General features: G+C 67.5%; 15 protein-coding genes. 10 read left to right on the forward strand and 5 right to left on the reverse strand.

Annotation, left to right across the window (positions count from 1 at the left end; genetic code table 11):
• Window positions 1–13 precede the first annotated feature (13 nt).
• The 7 genes from BFE01S_RS03520 (at window position 14) to iscX (ending at window position 5,581) form a co-directional block, all read left to right on the forward strand.
• The gene (locus BFE01S_RS03520) at window positions 14–1,237 is read left to right on the forward strand and encodes an IscS subfamily cysteine desulfurase (RefSeq protein WP_028224418.1); all 1,224 of its coding nucleotides are present in this window, start codon (window positions 14–16) and stop codon (window positions 1,235–1,237) included.
• Window positions 1,238–1,339: 102 nt separating this feature from the next.
• Window positions 1,340–1,750 carry a Fe-S cluster assembly scaffold IscU gene (iscU, locus tag BFE01S_RS03525; RefSeq protein WP_028224419.1) on the forward strand — a complete coding sequence of 137 codons (411 nt, stop codon included), beginning with the start codon at window positions 1,340–1,342 and terminating at the stop codon, window positions 1,748–1,750.
• Between the two features lie 166 nt (window positions 1,751–1,916).
• Window positions 1,917–2,240, forward strand: coding sequence for an iron-sulfur cluster assembly protein IscA (gene iscA / locus BFE01S_RS03530; protein ID WP_028224420.1), 324 nt, complete (start codon window positions 1,917–1,919; stop codon window positions 2,238–2,240).
• A gap of 101 nt (window positions 2,241–2,341) precedes the next feature.
• A complete protein-coding gene (hscB, locus tag BFE01S_RS03535; RefSeq protein WP_028224421.1) occupies window positions 2,342–2,878 on the forward strand; it encodes a Fe-S protein assembly co-chaperone HscB in 537 nt (178 codons plus the stop codon).
• Window positions 2,879–2,976: 98 nt separating this feature from the next.
• Complete coding sequence (hscA, locus tag BFE01S_RS03540; protein WP_028224422.1) at window positions 2,977–4,848, forward strand: Fe-S protein assembly chaperone HscA; 1,872 nt, start codon at window positions 2,977–2,979, stop codon at window positions 4,846–4,848.
• Between the two features lie 171 nt (window positions 4,849–5,019).
• Window positions 5,020–5,361, forward strand: a complete 342-nt coding sequence (gene fdx / locus BFE01S_RS03545) for an ISC system 2Fe-2S type ferredoxin (RefSeq protein WP_028224423.1) — start codon at window positions 5,020–5,022, stop codon at window positions 5,359–5,361.
• Between the two features lie 22 nt (window positions 5,362–5,383).
• Window positions 5,384–5,581, forward strand: a complete 198-nt coding sequence (iscX, locus tag BFE01S_RS03550; RefSeq protein ID WP_028224424.1) for a Fe-S cluster assembly protein IscX — start codon at window positions 5,384–5,386, stop codon at window positions 5,579–5,581.
• Window positions 5,582–5,708: 127 nt separating this feature from the next.
• On the opposite strand, the gene BFE01S_RS03555 is transcribed toward iscX, so the two are convergent.
• The 5 genes from BFE01S_RS03555 to BFE01S_RS03575 form a co-directional block, all read right to left on the reverse strand.
• Window positions 5,709–6,419: a glycine zipper 2TM domain-containing protein gene (locus BFE01S_RS03555; RefSeq protein ID WP_028224425.1), complete on the reverse strand. Its 711-nt coding sequence runs from the start codon at window positions 6,417–6,419 to the stop codon at window positions 5,709–5,711.
• Between the two features lie 296 nt (window positions 6,420–6,715).
• The gene (gene lysS / locus BFE01S_RS03560; RefSeq protein ID WP_028224426.1) at window positions 6,716–8,251 is read right to left on the reverse strand and encodes a lysine--tRNA ligase; all 1,536 of its coding nucleotides are present in this window, start codon (window positions 8,249–8,251) and stop codon (window positions 6,716–6,718) included.
• Window positions 8,252–8,326: 75 nt separating this feature from the next.
• Window positions 8,327–9,431 (reverse strand): peptide chain release factor 2 gene (gene prfB, locus BFE01S_RS03565; protein WP_156966893.1). Its coding sequence is split into 2 segments (ribosomal slippage): window positions 8,327–9,349 and window positions 9,351–9,431, totalling 1,104 coding nucleotides; the frame shifts between segments, so codons are not numbered across the junction.
• 121 nt (window positions 9,432–9,552) lie between these two features.
• Window positions 9,553–11,259: a single-stranded-DNA-specific exonuclease RecJ gene (gene recJ / locus BFE01S_RS03570; RefSeq protein WP_028224428.1), complete on the reverse strand. Its 1,707-nt coding sequence runs from the start codon at window positions 11,257–11,259 to the stop codon at window positions 9,553–9,555.
• A 20-nt stretch (window positions 11,260–11,279) separates the two neighbouring features.
• Window positions 11,280–12,401, reverse strand: a complete 1,122-nt coding sequence (locus BFE01S_RS03575) for a hypothetical protein (RefSeq protein WP_042337162.1) — start codon at window positions 12,399–12,401, stop codon at window positions 11,280–11,282.
• Window positions 12,402–12,810: 409 nt separating this feature from the next.
• Here BFE01S_RS03575 and BFE01S_RS03580 point away from each other — a divergent pair, with 409 nt between their 5' ends.
• The 3 genes from BFE01S_RS03580 to BFE01S_RS03590 form a co-directional block, all read left to right on the forward strand.
• A complete protein-coding gene (locus BFE01S_RS03580; protein ID WP_028224430.1) occupies window positions 12,811–14,064 on the forward strand; it encodes a lipoprotein-releasing ABC transporter permease subunit in 1,254 nt (417 codons plus the stop codon).
• The gene (gene lolD, locus BFE01S_RS03585; protein ID WP_028224431.1) at window positions 14,057–14,788 is read left to right on the forward strand and encodes a lipoprotein-releasing ABC transporter ATP-binding protein LolD; all 732 of its coding nucleotides are present in this window, start codon (window positions 14,057–14,059) and stop codon (window positions 14,786–14,788) included. Before BFE01S_RS03580 ends, lolD begins: the two co-directional genes overlap by 8 nt.
• A 10-nt stretch (window positions 14,789–14,798) precedes the next feature.
• Window positions 14,799–15,499: TatD family hydrolase (locus tag BFE01S_RS03590; RefSeq protein WP_028224432.1), on the forward strand; the 701-nt coding region annotated here is incomplete at its 3' end.

Raw genomic sequence — 15,499 nt, forward strand, 5'->3', positions numbered from 1 at the left:
CCCGGAGCGATAGATGAATAACGACATTCCCCACTTGCCCATCTACATGGACTACAGCGCGACGACCCCGGTCGACCCGCGCGTGGTGGACAAGATGATTCCGTACCTGCGCGAGCAGTTCGGCAATCCGGCGTCGCGCAGCCACGCCTACGGCTGGGATGCGGAACGTGCGGTCGAAGAAGCGCGCGAAAACGTCGCGGCGCTCGTGAACGCCGACCCGCGCGAAATCATCTGGACCTCCGGCGCCACCGAATCGGACAACCTCGCGATCAAGGGCGCCGCGCACTTCTACAAGAGCCGCGGCAAGCACATCATCACGGTGAAGACCGAGCACAAGGCCGTGCTCGACACCTGCCGCGAACTCGAGCGCGAAGGCTACGAAGTCACCTATCTGGACGTCAGGGACGACGGTCTGATCGACCTCGAGGCATTCAAGGCCGCGATCCGTCCCGACACGATCCTCGTTTCCGTGATGCACGTGAACAACGAGATCGGCGTGATCCAGGACATCGAGGCGATCGGCGAGATCTGCCGCGAGAAGGGCATCATCTTCCACGTGGACGCCGCGCAATCGACGGGCAAGGCGCCCATCGACCTGCAAAAGCTCAAGGTCGATCTGATGTCGTTCTCGGCGCACAAGACCTACGGCCCGAAGGGCATCGGCGCGCTGTACGTGCGCCGCAAGCCGCGCGTGCGCATCGAAGCGCAGATGCACGGCGGCGGCCACGAGCGCGGCATGCGCTCGGGCACGCTCGCCACGCACCAGATCGTGGGCATGGGCGAAGCGTTCCGTATCGCGCGCGAAGAGATGGCAACCGAGAACGAGCGCGTGCGCATGCTGCGCGACAAGCTGCTGCGCGGCCTCTCGGAAATCGAAGAAACCTATGTGAACGGCGACATGGAAAAGCGTGTCCCGCACAACCTGAACATCAGCTTCAACTTCGTCGAGGGCGAGTCGCTGATCATGGCGGTCAAGGACGTGGCGGTGTCGTCGGGCTCGGCCTGTACGTCTGCGTCGCTCGAACCGTCGTACGTGCTGCGCGCGCTCGGCCGCAACGACGAACTGGCGCACAGCTCGATCCGCTTCACGGTGGGCCGCTTCACGACCGAGCAGGACGTGGACTATGTGATCAACCTGCTCAAGTCGAAGATCGCCAAGCTGCGCGAACTCTCGCCGCTGTGGGAGATGCACAAGGACGGCATCGATATTTCGACTATCCAGTGGGCGGCGCACTAAAGGCGCATCGGGCGTGGAGTGTAGCGAACGTAGCGAACATCGACCCGGCCGCAGCGCAACGCACGGCGTGCAGCGCGGCCAACGAATTGAAGGAGTGTGATCATGGCATATAGCGACAAGGTTCTGGACCATTACGAAAACCCCCGCAACGTCGGCTCGTTCGCGAAGGACGACGACACAGTGGGCACCGGCATGGTCGGCGCGCCGGCGTGCGGCGACGTGATGAAGCTGCAGATCCGCGTGGGCGCGGACGGCGTTATCGAAGACGCGAAGTTCAAGACCTATGGCTGCGGTTCGGCCATCGCGTCGAGCTCGCTCGTGACCGAGTGGGTGAAGGGCAAGACGCTCGATCAGGCGCTCGACATCAAGAACACGCAGATCGCGGAAGAACTCGCGCTGCCGCCGGTGAAGATCCACTGCTCGATTCTCGCGGAAGACGCGATCAAGGCAGCGGTGGCCGATTACCGCCAGCGCCACACGGCGGACGCGAAGGCCGACGCCGACGCGGCCTGAGGCGCGGAAAGACCCGAGGGAGACCTCGCGGTCCGAAGGCAGGAGCGCAGCGGACGGCGACGCCGCCCGCTGCGGGATTAACGACTTTGAAGGCAGGCAGCCCGGCGCGGCGGCGTGAGGGAACGGCAAGTCCGGACCCCATGCTGCAGGGCGCGGCGAAGACGCTATGGCAATTACGTTGACGGAAAAAGCGGCACAGCACGTGCAGAAGTATCTGACCCGGCGCGGCAAGGGCGTGGGTCTGCGCCTCGGCGTGCGCACGACGGGCTGCTCGGGTCTTGCGTACAAGCTCGAGTACGTGGACGAACTCGCGTCCGAAGACAACGTGTTCGAGAGCCATGGCGTGAAGGTGATCGTCGATCCGAAGAGCCTCGCCTATATCGACGGCACGCAGCTCGACTTCGTGCGCGAAGGGCTCAACGAGGGCTTCAAGTTCAACAATCCGAACGTGAAGGACGAGTGCGGCTGCGGCGAGTCGTTCCGCGTCTGAGTCCGCGCGTAGCGGTGAAAAGGCGGCCTGTGCCGCCTTTTTGACTTTTGATGGGTGCGCGCGGCGCGCCCGCTGGAATCCGCCCGGGCGGCATACATTCGATGACCTCGCTTTCCTCACTCTCCGACAGCCACTTCGTCCTCTTCGGCCTGCCCGAGCAGTTCGAGATCGACGCCGATACGCTCGACCATGCCTACCGCACGGTGCAGGCGCAGGTGCATCCCGACCGCTTCGCCGCGGCCGGCGACGCGCAAAAGCGCGTGGCGATGCAGTGGGCCACGCGCGCGAACGAGGCATACCAGACGCTGCGCGATCCGCTCAGGCGTGCGAAATATCTGCTGCATCTGCGCGGCATCGACGTGGGTGCGGAGAACAACACGGCGATGGAGCCCGCGTTCCTCATGCAGCAGATGGAGTGGCGCGAGGCGATCGAGGACGCGGTGGGCGCGAAGAACGTCGATGCACTCGATGCGCTCGCGGCCGAGTTGCGCGACGACGAGCGCGCGCGCCTCGCGAAGCTTGCGGCGCTGATCGGCAGCGGTTCGAACCAGGCGGCGGCCGAGGCGGTGCGCCAGCTGATGTTCATCGAGCGCGTGGCGGGCGAGATCGACGCGCAGATCGAGCGTCTGGAAGGCTGAATGGGGTGAGCGCCAGGCCGCCCGCGTAGGGCAGGGCGGGGCGCGAGCCGAATGGATTAAAGCAAGGGGCCATACGGGCTCCCCACACGATCACACAGATGGCATTACTGCAAATCTCCGAACCCGGCATGGCGCCGGCGCCGCATCAGCGGCGGCTCGCGGTCGGCATCGACCTCGGCACGACGAACTCGCTGGTCGCCGCGGTGCGCAGCGGCGTGCCCGACGTGCTGCCCGACGAGGACGGCCACGCGCTGCTGCCTTCCGTCGTGCGCTATCTCGCGGGCGGCGGCCGCCGTATCGGCCGCAAGGCCAAGGCCGAAGCCGCCACCGATCCGCGCAACACGATCGTCTCGGTCAAGCGCTTCATGGGCCGCGGCAAGGCCGACGTCGAAGGCGCCGAGAACGCGCCGTACGCATTCGTCGACGCGCCGGGCATGGTGCAGATCCAGACGGCCGATGGCGTGAAGAGCCCGGTCGAAGTCTCGGCGGAAATTCTCGCGACGCTGCGCCAGCGCGCCGAAGACACGCTCGGCGACGAACTCGTCGGCGCGGTCATCACGGTGCCCGCGTACTTCGACGAGGCGCAGCGCCAGGCGACCAAGGACGCCGCGCGCCTCGCCGGCCTGAACGTGCTGCGGCTCCTGAACGAGCCGACCGCGGCGGCCATTGCCTACGGCCTCGACAACGGCGCCGAAGGGCTCTACGCGGTGTACGACCTGGGCGGCGGCACCTTCGACCTGTCGATCCTCAAGCTCACCAAGGGGGTGTTCGAGGTGCTCGCGGCGGGCGGCGACTCGGCGCTCGGCGGCGACGACTTCGATCACGCGCTCTACCGCTACGTGCTGGAGCAGGCCGGGCTCGATGCCCACGCGCTCGCGCCCGAAGACGTGCGCCTCCTGCTCGACCGCGTGCGCGACGCGAAGGAAGCGCTTTCGTCGGCGCCCGAAGCGAAGCTCGAGGTCACGCTGTCGAGCGGCAAGGCCATCGCGCTGACGATCGACGAAGCGCGCTTCGAAGCGCTCACGCAGGAACTCGTGCAGCGCACGCTCACGCCCACGCGCCGTGCGCTGCGCGACGCGAAGATCGCGGCGAAGGACGTGAAGGGCGTGGTGCTGGTCGGCGGCGCGACGCGCATGCCGGTGATCCGCCGCGCGGTCGAACAGTACTTCGGCCAGGCGCCGCTCACGAACCTCGACCCCGACCAGGTGGTCGCGCTCGGCGCGGCGATCCAGGCCGACCTGCTGGCGGGCAACCGCGGCGGCGAGGACGACTGGCTGCTGCTCGACGTGATTCCGCTGTCGCTCGGCGTGGAGACGATGGGCGGCCTCGTCGAGAAGATCATTCCGCGCAACTCGACCATTCCGGTCGCGCGCGCGCAGGACTTCACGACCTTCAAGGACGGCCAGACCGCGATGGCGATCCACGTGGTCCAGGGCGAGCGCGAGCTCGTCTCCGACTGCCGCTCGCTCGCGCGCTTCGAATTGCGCGGCATTCCGCCGATGGCGGCGGGCGCGGCGCGCATCCGCGTGACTTATCAGGTGGATGCGGACGGCCTGCTTTCCGTGTTCGCCCGCGAGCAGCATTCGGGCGTGGAGGCTTCGGTGGTGGTGAAGCCGTCCTACGGCCTCGCCGACGACGACATCGCGAAGATGCTCGAAGACAGCTTCAAGACCGCCGAAGTGGACATGCGCGCCCGCGCGCTGCGCGAGGCACAGGTGGAAGCCGAGCGCATCATCGAGGCCACCACGGCCGCGCTGGCCGCCGACGGCGAACTGCTCGATGCCGGTGAGCGCACCGCGCTCGACGCGCTCGTGGATGCCCTGCGCGGCGTCGCGCGAGGCGAGGACGCCGGGGCGATCGAGGCGGCCACGAAGGCGCTGGCCGAAGGCACCGACGAATTCGCCGCGCGCCGCATGGACAAGGGCATCAAGCGCGCACTTGCGGGCAAGCGGCTCGACGAGATCGGCTGAGCATAGCGCCGGCAGAGCCGGCCAGGACTGCCGAAGCGGCGTGCGCGCGCCGCGGCGCCTGCGTGCTTTCCCGATGCAGGAAAGCGTGCGGCGCCAGTAGAATGGGCGCAGGCCGCCGTCGAGGACGGGGGACTGCACCCGGTATGAACGTTATTGGAAACGGAATTCACAATGCCTCAAATCGTGGTGCTGCCCCATGTCGAACTGTGCCCGGAGGGTGCGGTGATCGAAGCGAAGCCGGGCGAGAGCGTGTGCGACGCGCTGCTCGAGCACGGCATCGAGATCGAGCACGCATGCGAGAAGTCGTGCGCGTGCACGACCTGTCACGTGATCGTGCGTGAAGGCTTCGACGCGCTCGAGCCGTCCGAGGAAACCGAGGACGATCTGCTCGACAAGGCGTGGGGTCTGGAGCCGACCTCGCGGCTGTCGTGCCAGGCCCTCGTGCCGAAGGACGACGACCTGGTGATCGAGATTCCGCGTTACTCGATCAATCACGCGAAGGAAAACCATTAAGCCCGAAGAGGAGCGCGCAGCCATGAAATGGACCGATGTGCAGGACATCGCGGTGGCACTGACCGACACGCATCCGGAAGTGGATCCGCAGTACGTGCGCTTCACCGATCTGCATCGCTGGATCACGGCACTCGAAGGCTTCGACGACGATCCCGAGCGCTCGAACGAGAAGATCCTGGAGGCCATCCAGGCCGCGTGGATCGAGGACGCCGGTTACTGAGTACCGAGCCGCCCCCCGGCGCTCCAGCGGGCGCTGGTTCATGCAGGACGTAAAAAAGGCGATTCGCCCATGTCGGGTGGATCGCCTTTTTCTTTGCGCGCTTCTGCGGATCGAGGTAGCAGCCGCCTCAGCCCGCGACGAGCGTGCCGTTTTCCACGCGCACGCGTTGGCCTTGCTGGAACGGCGGCGCTTCGTGGTACGTGAAGTAGCGCAGCTTGCCGCTTTCCATGCGCACGCGCACCGAGTAGCTCGTCGTGCTGCGCAGGTGCTTTTCGACCGAGTTGCCGGCCACGCCGCCGCCGAGCGCGCCGAGCAGCGTCATGGCGGTGCGTCCGCCGCCCGCGCCGAACTGGTTGCCGATCAGGCCGCCGGCCACGGCGCCCCCCACGGCGCCGATGCCGGTGCCGTGACCTTCATGCCTGACGGCCGAAATCGCCACTACCGTGCCGCACGATTCGCACGGCGCCGGAGCCGGTTGAGCCTCCTCGGCCCCCTGCTGCGGTTGCTGGGCATATTGCGGCTGTTGCGGCTGCGCCGGGGCGACCGGCATGGGCTGCCCCGCTTGCTGCGCGACCGGTGCGGTGTTCTGCGCGACCTGCGCGTTTGCGCCTTGCGGGGCCGGCGCCGGCTGCGTCGAATCGACCACGGGCTGCGAGGCCGCCATGGCGGTCTGCCCGGTCTGGGTCTGGGCGTTTTGTTCGGTGTTGCTCGACGCCTTCGGGAAGACGCCCGTGATGGCGGCGGTGGCCGCGAGGCTCGCGACAATCACGGCGGCCGCGGCCGCGGCGATGAGGGGATGCAGACGTTTGCGTGAGGTATTCGGATCGGGTTGGTTCATGAAGGGCTCCGTCTTCAGCAGAGTTGATGTTTATGAGACAAGTCTGAGCCAGAACGATTCCCGGCGGGTTTCAATTTGTAACCCGGGCGCGTCGCTCCTGCCTCGTGCCGTCGCGCAAGCGGGCGGCGAGGCGCATGAACGCTTGTTCTGACGAATGGGGCAGGGCCAGATGCAGGTTTCGACCCCGACAGCTTTTACCGATGGTTACAAACCGGGAAGGCAAGCCGCAGCGGCAAAACAAAGGGCGCATGCGGCGTGAACCGCATGCGCCCCTGGTGCTACCGCAAGCGCGCGACTTAGTCTTCGCGGCGCAGGTGCGGGAAGAGGATCACGTCGCGGATGCTCGGGCTGTCGGTCAGCAGCATCACGAGACGGTCGATGCCGATGCCGCAGCCGCCCGTCGGAGGCATGCCGTACTCGAGCGCGCGGATGTAGTCGGCGTCGTAGTACATCGCTTCCTCGTCGCCGGCGTCTTTCTGCTCGACCTGCTTCTTGAAGCGCGCGGCCTGGTCTTCCGGATCGTTCAGCTCCGAGAAGCCGTTGGCGATCTCGCGGCCCGTAATGAAGAGCTCGAAGCGCTCCGTGATGCCCTGCTGCGTGTCCGAGGCGCGCGCGAGCGGCGACACTTCCACCGGGTAGTCGATGATGTAGGTCGGCTCCCAGAGCTGCGATTCGGCCGTTTCCTCGAAGAGCGCCAGTTGCAGCGAGCCCACGCCGGCGTTCAGGAACGCGGGCTGGTTCGCGTCCACGCCGAACTTCTTGAGCTCGGTGCGCAGGAACGCCGCGTCGGCAAGCTGGGCGTCGGTGTAGTTCGGCGCGTACTTCTGGATGGCCTGGGTGATCGTGAGGCGATGGAACGGCTTGCTCAGGTCCAGTTCGCGGCCCTGGTAGCTGAGCACGGCGGTGCCTTGCGCGTCGATGGCGGCCTGGCGGATCAGCGCTTCGGTGAAGTCCATGAGCCACGCGTAGTCGGTGTACGCGGCGTAGAACTCCATCATCGTGAATTCCGGATTGTGACGCGGCGAAACGCCTTCGTTACGGAAATTCCGGTTGATCTCGAACACGCGCTCGAAGCCGCCCACGATGAGGCGCTTCAGGTAGAGCTCGGGCGCGATGCGCATGAACATCTGCATGTCGAGCGCATTGTGGTGCGTGACGAAGGGCTTGGCCGCCGCGCCGCCCGGGATGGGGTGCAGCATCGGCGTTTCGACTTCCATGAAGCCGGCGTCGGCCATGAAGCGGCGCACCGACGAAATCGCCTTCGTGCGCGAGACGAAGGTATTGCGCGATTCGGGCGTGACGATCAGGTCGACGTAGCGCTGGCGATAGCGCGTTTCCTGGTCGGCGAGGCCGTGGAACTTGTCCGGCAGCGGGCGCAGCGCCTTCGAGAGCAGGCGCAGTTCGGTGCAGCGCACCGACAGCTCGCCCTTGTTCGTGCGGAACAGCACGCCCTTTGCCGCGACGATGTCGCCCAGATCCCACTTCTTGAACGCTTCGTAGATGGCTTCGCCGACGTCGGCGGGCGTGATGAAGAACTGGATCTGGCCCGAGCCGTCGCGCACCGTTGCGAAGCTCGCCTTGCCCATCACGCGCTTGAGCATCATGCGGCCCGCGATCGCCACTTCCAGCGGCTGCGCTTCGAGCGCGTCCTTGTCGCTGCCGGCGTAGTCGCGCTGCAGGTCGGCGGCGTGGTGGGTGGGGCGGAAGTCGTTCGGATAGGCGACGCCCGTTTCGCGCAGCGCGCGCAGCTTCTCGCGGCGCTCGGCGATGATCTGGTTGTCGTCCAGGTCGGGTGCGGCGCTGGCCGCCGTCGGCTGGGTCGGTTCGGTCATGTTGGCTCGGATTCGGTGATACGGCGATGTTGCGGATTGCGCGGTGCCCGGGGGACGCCCCGGGCACGCGGCGGCTTACACGCCCTGTTTCAGGCTGGCGCTGATGAAGTCGTCGAGATCGCCGTCGAGCACGGCTTTGGTGTTGCTGATTTCGACGTTGGTGCGCAGATCCTTGATGCGGCTGTTGTCGAGCACGTAGGAGCGGATCTGGTGGCCCCAGCCCACGTCCGACTTGCCCGCTTCGAGCTTGTCCTGCTCCGACTGGCGCTTGCGCATTTCGGCTTCGTACAGGCGCGATTTCAGCATCGCCATGGCTTCGGCGCGGTTGCGGTGCTGCGAGCGGTCGTTCTGGCACTGCACGACGATGCCCGACGGAATGTGCGTGATCCGCACCGCGGAGTCGGTCTTGTTGATGTGCTGGCCGCCCGCGCCCGAAGCGCGGTAGGTGTCGATGCGCAGATCGGCCGGATTGACCTCGATCTCGAACGAGTCGTCGATCTCCGGGTACACGAACACCGACGAGAACGACGTATGGCGACCGCCGGACGAATCGAACGGCGACTTGCGCACGAGCCGGTGAATGCCGGTTTCGGTGCGCAGGAAGCCGTAGGCGTATTCGCCTTCGACCTTGATCGTCGCGCTCTTGATGCCGGCCACGTCGCCTTCGGACTCTTCGAGCACTTCGGTCTTGAAGCCCTTGCGCTCGCAGTAGCGCACGTACTGGCGCAGCAGCATGGAAGCCCAGTCGCAGGCCTCGGTGCCGCCCGCGCCCGCCTGGATGTCGATGAAGGCGTTGTTCGGGTCGGCGGGATTCGCGAACATGCGGCGGAACTCGACGTCGGCCACGCGCTTCTCGATGGCGGCAGCATCGGCCTCGCAGGCGACGAGCGTGTCTTCGTCGTCTTCCTCGCGCGCCATCTCGAAGAGGTCCTGCGCATCGCGCGTGTCGTTCTCGATGCCGTCGAGCACGTGCACCACGCCTTCGAGCAGTTTCTTTTCCTTGCCGAGACCCTGGGCGTGCTTCGAGTCGTTCCAGACGTTAGGGTCTTCGAGTTCTCGATTGACTTCGATCAGTCGCGTGGACTTGGCATCGTAGTCAAAGATACCCCCGTAGCTCGCCCGCGCGTGCGCGCAGGTCCGCCAGAGAGGCTTCGATCGCGTTGAGACGTTCCGCTTCCATTTGTGTCGTGATCCGGGGCGTAAAACCTTGAATTATAGCCGATCGGGCCGTCATCAAGGCCCGCATCGCGGTCGGCGCGGCGGCTTGCGCGACGAGCCGGGTGATGGTCCGTGAAGCCGCGTCAGTCCGCCGCGTGCTCCACCACGAGCTGCACCCGCGACACGCCGTTCCAGGTGTCGCGCACGAGCCGGTAGGCGACGGTGGCGTGCTGGGGCAGCGGCTCGGTGTGGTTGAACCAGATGGCATTAAAGCGCTGGCGGCCGCGCAAAAGCTGCAGCTTCAGGTGCTTGTCCTTCACGAGCGCCTGGGACGCCACTTCGAATTCCCCCGCGAACACGGGCGCCGGGAAGCCCTGGCCCCAGACCGCCGCATCGAGCATTTCGACGAAGTCGGGCGTGAAGTAGGCGTCTTCGAGATCGCCGTCGGTTTCCACGGTGCGCGCGAGCGCCTCGGCCGAGAGCCACTCGCGGCCCACGCGCTCGAAGGCGTCGGCAAAGCGCGGCACGTCGGCGGCGGCGAGCGTCATGCCGGCCGCCATGGCGTGGCCGCCGAACTTGTGGATGAGGCCCGGCTCGCGCTTGGCGATCAGATCGATGGCGTCGCGCAGGTGGAAACCGGGGATCGAGCGGCCGGAGCCCTTCACGAGTTCGCCGCTTTCGTCCGCGAGGGCGAACGTGAAGGACGGGCGATGGAACCGCTCCTTGAGCCGTCCCGCCACGATGCCGATCACGCCCTGATGCCAGCCCGGATTGAAGAGCGTGAGCGTGGCCTTGCCTTCCGGATCGACGTCCGCGAGATCGGCGAGGGCTTGCTGCTGCATGCCCGCCTCGATCTCGCGCCGCTCGCGGTTCATGGTGTCGAGCTGCTGGGCGAGGGCCCAGGCGCGGCCCACGTCGTCCGTGGTCAGGCACTCGATGCCGAGCGACATATCGGAGAGGCGGCCCGCGGCGTTCAGGCGCGGCCCGAGCGCGAACCCCAGGTCGAAGCCGGAGGCGCTGCGCGCTTCACGGCCCGCGGCGCGAAAGAGCGCGGCGATGCCGGGCTGCATGCGGCCGTTGCGGATGCGCTGCAAGCCTTGCGCCACGAGCACGCGGTTGTTGCCGTCGAGCTTCACGACGTCGGCGACCGTGCCGAGCGCGACGAGGTCGAGCAGGCCGTCGAGGCGCGGCTCGGGCCGGTCGTCGCCGAATGCGCCGCGGCGGCGCAGTTCCGCGCGCAAGGCAAGCAGCACGTAGAACATCACTCCCACGCCCGCGATGCACTTGCTCTCGAAGCCGCAGCCCGGCTGGTTCGGATTGACGATGGCGCGCGCGGCGGGGAGCGTGTCGCCGGGCAGGTGGTGGTCGGTCACGAGCACGTCGATGCCGAGCGCATTCGCCGCCTCCACGCCCTCGACGCTCGCGATGCCGTTATCGACCGTGATCAGCAGATCGGGCCGCCCGCCCGGCTGCTTTGCCGCGAGCGCGACGATTTCGGGCGTGAGGCCGTAGCCGTACTCGAAGCGGTTGGGCACGAGGTAGTCGATCTGCGCGCCGAGCATGCGCAGCCCGCGCACGGCGACGGCGCAGGCGGTGGCGCCGTCGCAGTCGTAGTCGGCGACCACGAGCATGCGGCGGTTCGCGGCGAGCGCGTCGGCGAGCAGCATGGCCGCGTCGGCGAGTCCCTTCATGCCGGCGGGCGGCATCAGGCGGCCGAGGCCGGTTTCGATCTCGTCGGGCTGGCAGACGCCGCGCGACGCGTAGAGGCGCGCCAGCACCGGATGCAGGCCGTGACGGACGAGGACTTCGGCGTCGGCGGGGGAACAGGCGCGAGTGACGATTCGGGTCATGCGGGACGGCTTTGGTTGGTTTATTCGATGAAAAGCGACGCGAACACGCGGCGCCGCCAGAATTTGCGCAGGTCGGCGCGCGTGATCGACAGATCGACCGAGCCCGTATCGCCGCACAGCGTGAGATCGAGCGCGGCGAGCCGGCCCGCCTGCAGCGCGTCGAGCGCGGGGGCGAACCAGTCGCGCTCGAGCGCGGCGAACGCGGCATTCCAGCGGCCCCAGTCCTGCTGGATGAAGGGCGCCGAAAAGGGATCGAGTTCGATGAGGGTCGTGCCGGACTGGGCCTCGCTTGATACCGGTGCCACTGGTGCTGCCGGTGCCGCCCAGGCCGCGAACGAGGCCGGCGCGGCCTGCACCCCGACGCCGGCGGCCAGTGCCAGGCCGCGCGTGGCGGCCGCGTCCGAGCGCACCTGCGCAAACGGGCTCGTCACCGGGCGCAGCGTGCCCTGCGCATGGAACCAGATGGAATTCACGGCAGGCAGCCCGTGCGCCTCGCGGGCTTCGTTCACGGGATGCTCGAACCAGGCCATCTGCACTTCGTTCTGCACCTTCATCCACGCGCGCGAGCGCTGGCCCGAGCCCGCCTCGTGCGGCAGCCAGATTTCGATGTTGCGCCCGCTCGCGCGCAGCGGCGAGGCGCCGGCCAGGGTGCCGAAGGCGTCGCTCGAGAGATACCAGCGCTGCGGCGTCGGCGCCTCGACGCGCACGCCCAGCTCCTCGATGAGCGGCTTCGCGACGGCGTAGAGCGTCGCGGCATCGGCGTCGGCGAGGTCGAGCGAATCGGGATCGATCAACACCAGATGGTCGTGCGCGATGCGCACGTGCACGGGCTGGATGCAGGCCCAGGTGGCGTCGCCGGGCGTGCCGCCGTCGGCGAGCAGCATGTAGGGCGCGAGCGGGGCTTCGTCGTCGGCGGCGGCCGGGCGGGGGGCGCCCGAATCGGCCGTGCCGAATCGCTTCGCCACCCAGCGCTCGTGCGGCAGCGTGCGCTGGAAATCTTCGCCGATCACCGTCTCGCCCGCCGTGGCGCGGGCCACGAGCTTGTCGAGCGCGGGCGTGTCGAGGCCGGCGAGCGCGGTCGAGGCCGCCGCGGCGGAGGGTAGCGCAAAGGGGAGGAGCAGGTGGAGTCGGTCGGCAGGCATGATGGGGCGAATTGTACTTCGGCGCTTCGCCCATCGGGCGGCCCGCTCCGGCGGGCGGGTGGGGTGTCTCTGGGAATCAGGCGCTCGACGGGGACTTGGGCGGGTATTGGAACGGGCACTTGCGGCAGCAATCCGGCTCGAAGGAGAAGGGCCGTCGGCAGCACCCGGGAGAACCGGGCAGGGCTTTCATGCACGCAACAATGCACACGACAACGCACGCAACGATGGCGCAAAGGGCCCCATGGGCCGCCAGTGTGGCAAACTTCGCGCTTGACTCGCGGCGGCACGGGCGCGGGATGGCGCCCCCGGAGCGGTCAAGGCGGCCCCGGCCGGCAACGCGCCACGGGAGCGGCAGGGCACCCGCGGTGCCCCGGCCCGCCGCACAACGAAGACGCAGACAAGGACACGCTTGAAACTTCCCTACGAATGGCAGATAGGCTGGCGCTACACGCGCGCCGGCAAGCGCACGACCGGCAACGGTTTCATTTCGTTCATCGCGCTCGTCTCGATGTCGGGCATTGCGCTCGGCGTCGCGGCGCTGATCGTGGTGCTCTCGGTGATGAACGGCTTCCAGCGCGACGTGCGCGACCGCATGCTCTCGGTGCTCGCGCACATCGAGATCTTCTCGCCCACGGGCTCGATGCCCGACTGGCAGTTGACCGCGAAGGAAGCGAAGACCAACCGCGAAGTGATCGGCGCTGCACCCTACGTGGATGCCCAGGCGCTGCTCACGCGCGGCGACAGCCTGTCCGGCGTCGCGCTGCGCGGCATCGAGCCTTCCGAAGAGCCGCAGGTCTCCGACATCGACAAGGAGATGAAGGCGGGCAGTCTCAACGACCTCACGCCGGGTAGCTGGAACATCGTGCTGGGCGCCGATCTCGCGTCGAGCCTCGGCGTGCAGGTGGGCGACAAGGTCACGCTCGTCGCGCCCGAAGGCTCCATCACGCCCGCCGGCATGCTGCCGCGCCTGAAGCAGTTCAACGTGGTGGGCGTGTTCGAATCGGGCCACTACGAATACGACAGCACGCTCGCGCTCACCAATATCCGCGACGCCGAAATCCTCTATCGCCTGCCTGCGCCGAGCGGCGTGCGGCTGCGTTTAAAGGACATGCAGCGCGCGCCCGAAGTCGCGCGGCAGTTGACGCACACGCTCTCGGGCGACCTCTATATCCGCGACTGGACGCAGCAGAACAAGACCTGGTTCTCCGCCGTGCAGATCGAAAAGCGCATGATGTTCATCATCCTCACGCTCATCATCGCGGTCGCGGCGTTCAACCTCGTTTCGTCGCTCGTGATGACCGTCACCAACAAGCAGGCCGATATCGCCATCCTGCGCACGCTCGGCGCGCAGCCGTTCTCGATCATGAAGATCTTCTTCGTGCAGGGCGTGACGATCGGCTTCGTCGGCACGGGCCTCGGCGTGGCGCTGGGCTGCCTGATCGCGTGGAGCATTCCGTGGACCGTGCCGGCCATCGAGCATGTGCTCGGCGTGCAGTTCCTGCCGCCGTCCGTCTACTTCATCAGCGAGCTGCCCTCGGAACTCGTCGCCTCCGACGTGATCCGCATCGGCTTGATTGCGTTCGTGCTTTCCGCGCTCGCGACGCTCTATCCGAGCTGGCGCGCGGCCAGGGTTCGTCCTGCGGAGGCACTGCGTTATGAATGACCGTCAATCGATTCTCGCCGCCGCGGGCGACTACCCCTATGTGCTCGAAGCGCACAACGTTTCCAAGACCTTCGGCCAGGGCGGCCTCCAGGTGGAGGTGCTCAAGCACGCGGAACTGAAGGTGCGCCGCGGCGAAAAGCTCGCGATCGTGGGCGCCTCGGGTTCGGGCAAGAGCACGCTGCTGCACGTGCTGGGCGGCCTCGACGAGCCCGGCGCGGGCAACGTTTCGGTGCTCGGCAAGCCGTTCACGGCGCTCTCCGAGCGCGAGCGCAACGATCTGCGCAACCGCGCGCTCGGCTTCGTCTATCAGTTTCACCATCTGCTGCCGGAGTTCACGGCGCTCGACAACGTGGCGATGCCGCTGCGCATTCGCCGCCTGCCGCAGGAAGAGGCGCGCGAGGTGGCGCTCGCGACGCTTGACCGCGTGGGGCTTGCGCACCGCGCGAAGCATCGCCCGGGCGAGCTTTCGGGCGGCGAGCGCCAGCGCGTGGCGATCGCGCGCGCGCTCGTGACGAAGCCCGCCTGCGTGCTGGCCGACGAGCCCACCGGCAATCTGGACGGCAACACTGCCGATACCGTGTTCAACCTGATGCTCGAACTGTCCGACTCGTTCGATACGAGCTTCGTGATCGTCACGCACGATCCCGACCTGGCGGCGCGCTGCGACCGCATCGTGCGCCTGCGCGACGGCACGCTGCACGAGGAGCCCGTCGTACCCGTGTGAGGCGCACGCCATGTGGATCGACACGCACTGCCATCTCGACGCCGCCGAATTCGACGCCGACCGCGACGCGGTCGCGGCGGCCGCGCGCGCGGCGGGCGTGTCGCGCATCGTCATTCCGGCTGTCGCGCACTGGAACTTTGCGACGGTGCGCGAGCTCGCGCATCGCGTGGACGGTGCGGTGTATGCGCTCGGCATTCATCCGCTTTACACGCCGGGCGCCCAGGACGACGACCTCGATGCCCTGAGGAGGGAGATCGAGGCGAGCCTCGACGATCCGCGCTTCGTCGGCATCGGCGAGATCGGCCTCGACTATTTCGTGCCGGGGCTCGACGACGCCAGGCAGCAACACTTCTACGATGCCCAGCTGAAGCTCGCGCGCGAGTACGGGCTGCCGGCGATCTGCCATGTGCGCAAATCGCAGGACCAGGTGTTGAAGGGGCTGCGCCGCAATGGCGTGCATCGCGGCATTGCGCATGCGTTCAACGGCAGCTTTCAGCAGGCGCGTGCGTTCATCGACCACGGCATGCATCTGGGCTTTGGCGGCAACGTCACGTTCGAGCGCGCGCTGCAGATCCGGCGGCTCGCGGAGCAACTGCCGCTCGACGCGATCGTCATGGAAACCGACGCGCCCGACATCGCGCCGGCGTGGCTCTATCGCGAGCGCAACACGCCGGACCAGGTGCCGCGCATCGGCGCGGTGCTGGCGGGCCT

Source organism: Paraburkholderia ferrariae NBRC 106233 (assembly GCF_000685035.1).
GTDB lineage: Bacteria > Pseudomonadota > Gammaproteobacteria > Burkholderiales > Burkholderiaceae > Paraburkholderia > Paraburkholderia ferrariae.

Coding starts and splice junctions, on each gene's coding strand:
- BFE01S_RS03520 (WP_028224418.1), top strand. CDS start 14: ATGAATAACGACATTCCCCACTTGCCCATCTACATGGACTACAGCGCG.
- iscU (WP_028224419.1), top strand. CDS start 1,340: ATGGCATATAGCGACAAGGTTCTGGACCATTACGAAAACCCCCGCAAC.
- iscA (WP_028224420.1), top strand. CDS start 1,917: ATGGCAATTACGTTGACGGAAAAAGCGGCACAGCACGTGCAGAAGTAT.
- hscB (WP_028224421.1), top strand. CDS start 2,342: ATGACCTCGCTTTCCTCACTCTCCGACAGCCACTTCGTCCTCTTCGGC.
- hscA (WP_028224422.1), top strand. CDS start 2,977: ATGGCATTACTGCAAATCTCCGAACCCGGCATGGCGCCGGCGCCGCAT.
- fdx (WP_028224423.1), top strand. CDS start 5,020: ATGCCTCAAATCGTGGTGCTGCCCCATGTCGAACTGTGCCCGGAGGGT.
- iscX (WP_028224424.1), top strand. CDS start 5,384: ATGAAATGGACCGATGTGCAGGACATCGCGGTGGCACTGACCGACACG.
- BFE01S_RS03555 (WP_028224425.1), bottom strand. CDS start 6,419: ATGAACCAACCCGATCCGAATACCTCACGCAAACGTCTGCATCCCCTC.
- lysS (WP_028224426.1), bottom strand. CDS start 8,251: ATGACCGAACCGACCCAGCCGACGGCGGCCAGCGCCGCACCCGACCTG.
- recJ (WP_028224428.1), bottom strand. CDS start 11,259: ATGACCCGAATCGTCACTCGCGCCTGTTCCCCCGCCGACGCCGAAGTC.
- BFE01S_RS03575 (WP_042337162.1), bottom strand. CDS start 12,401: ATGCCTGCCGACCGACTCCACCTGCTCCTCCCCTTTGCGCTACCCTCC.
- lolD (WP_028224431.1), top strand. CDS start 14,057: ATGAATGACCGTCAATCGATTCTCGCCGCCGCGGGCGACTACCCCTAT.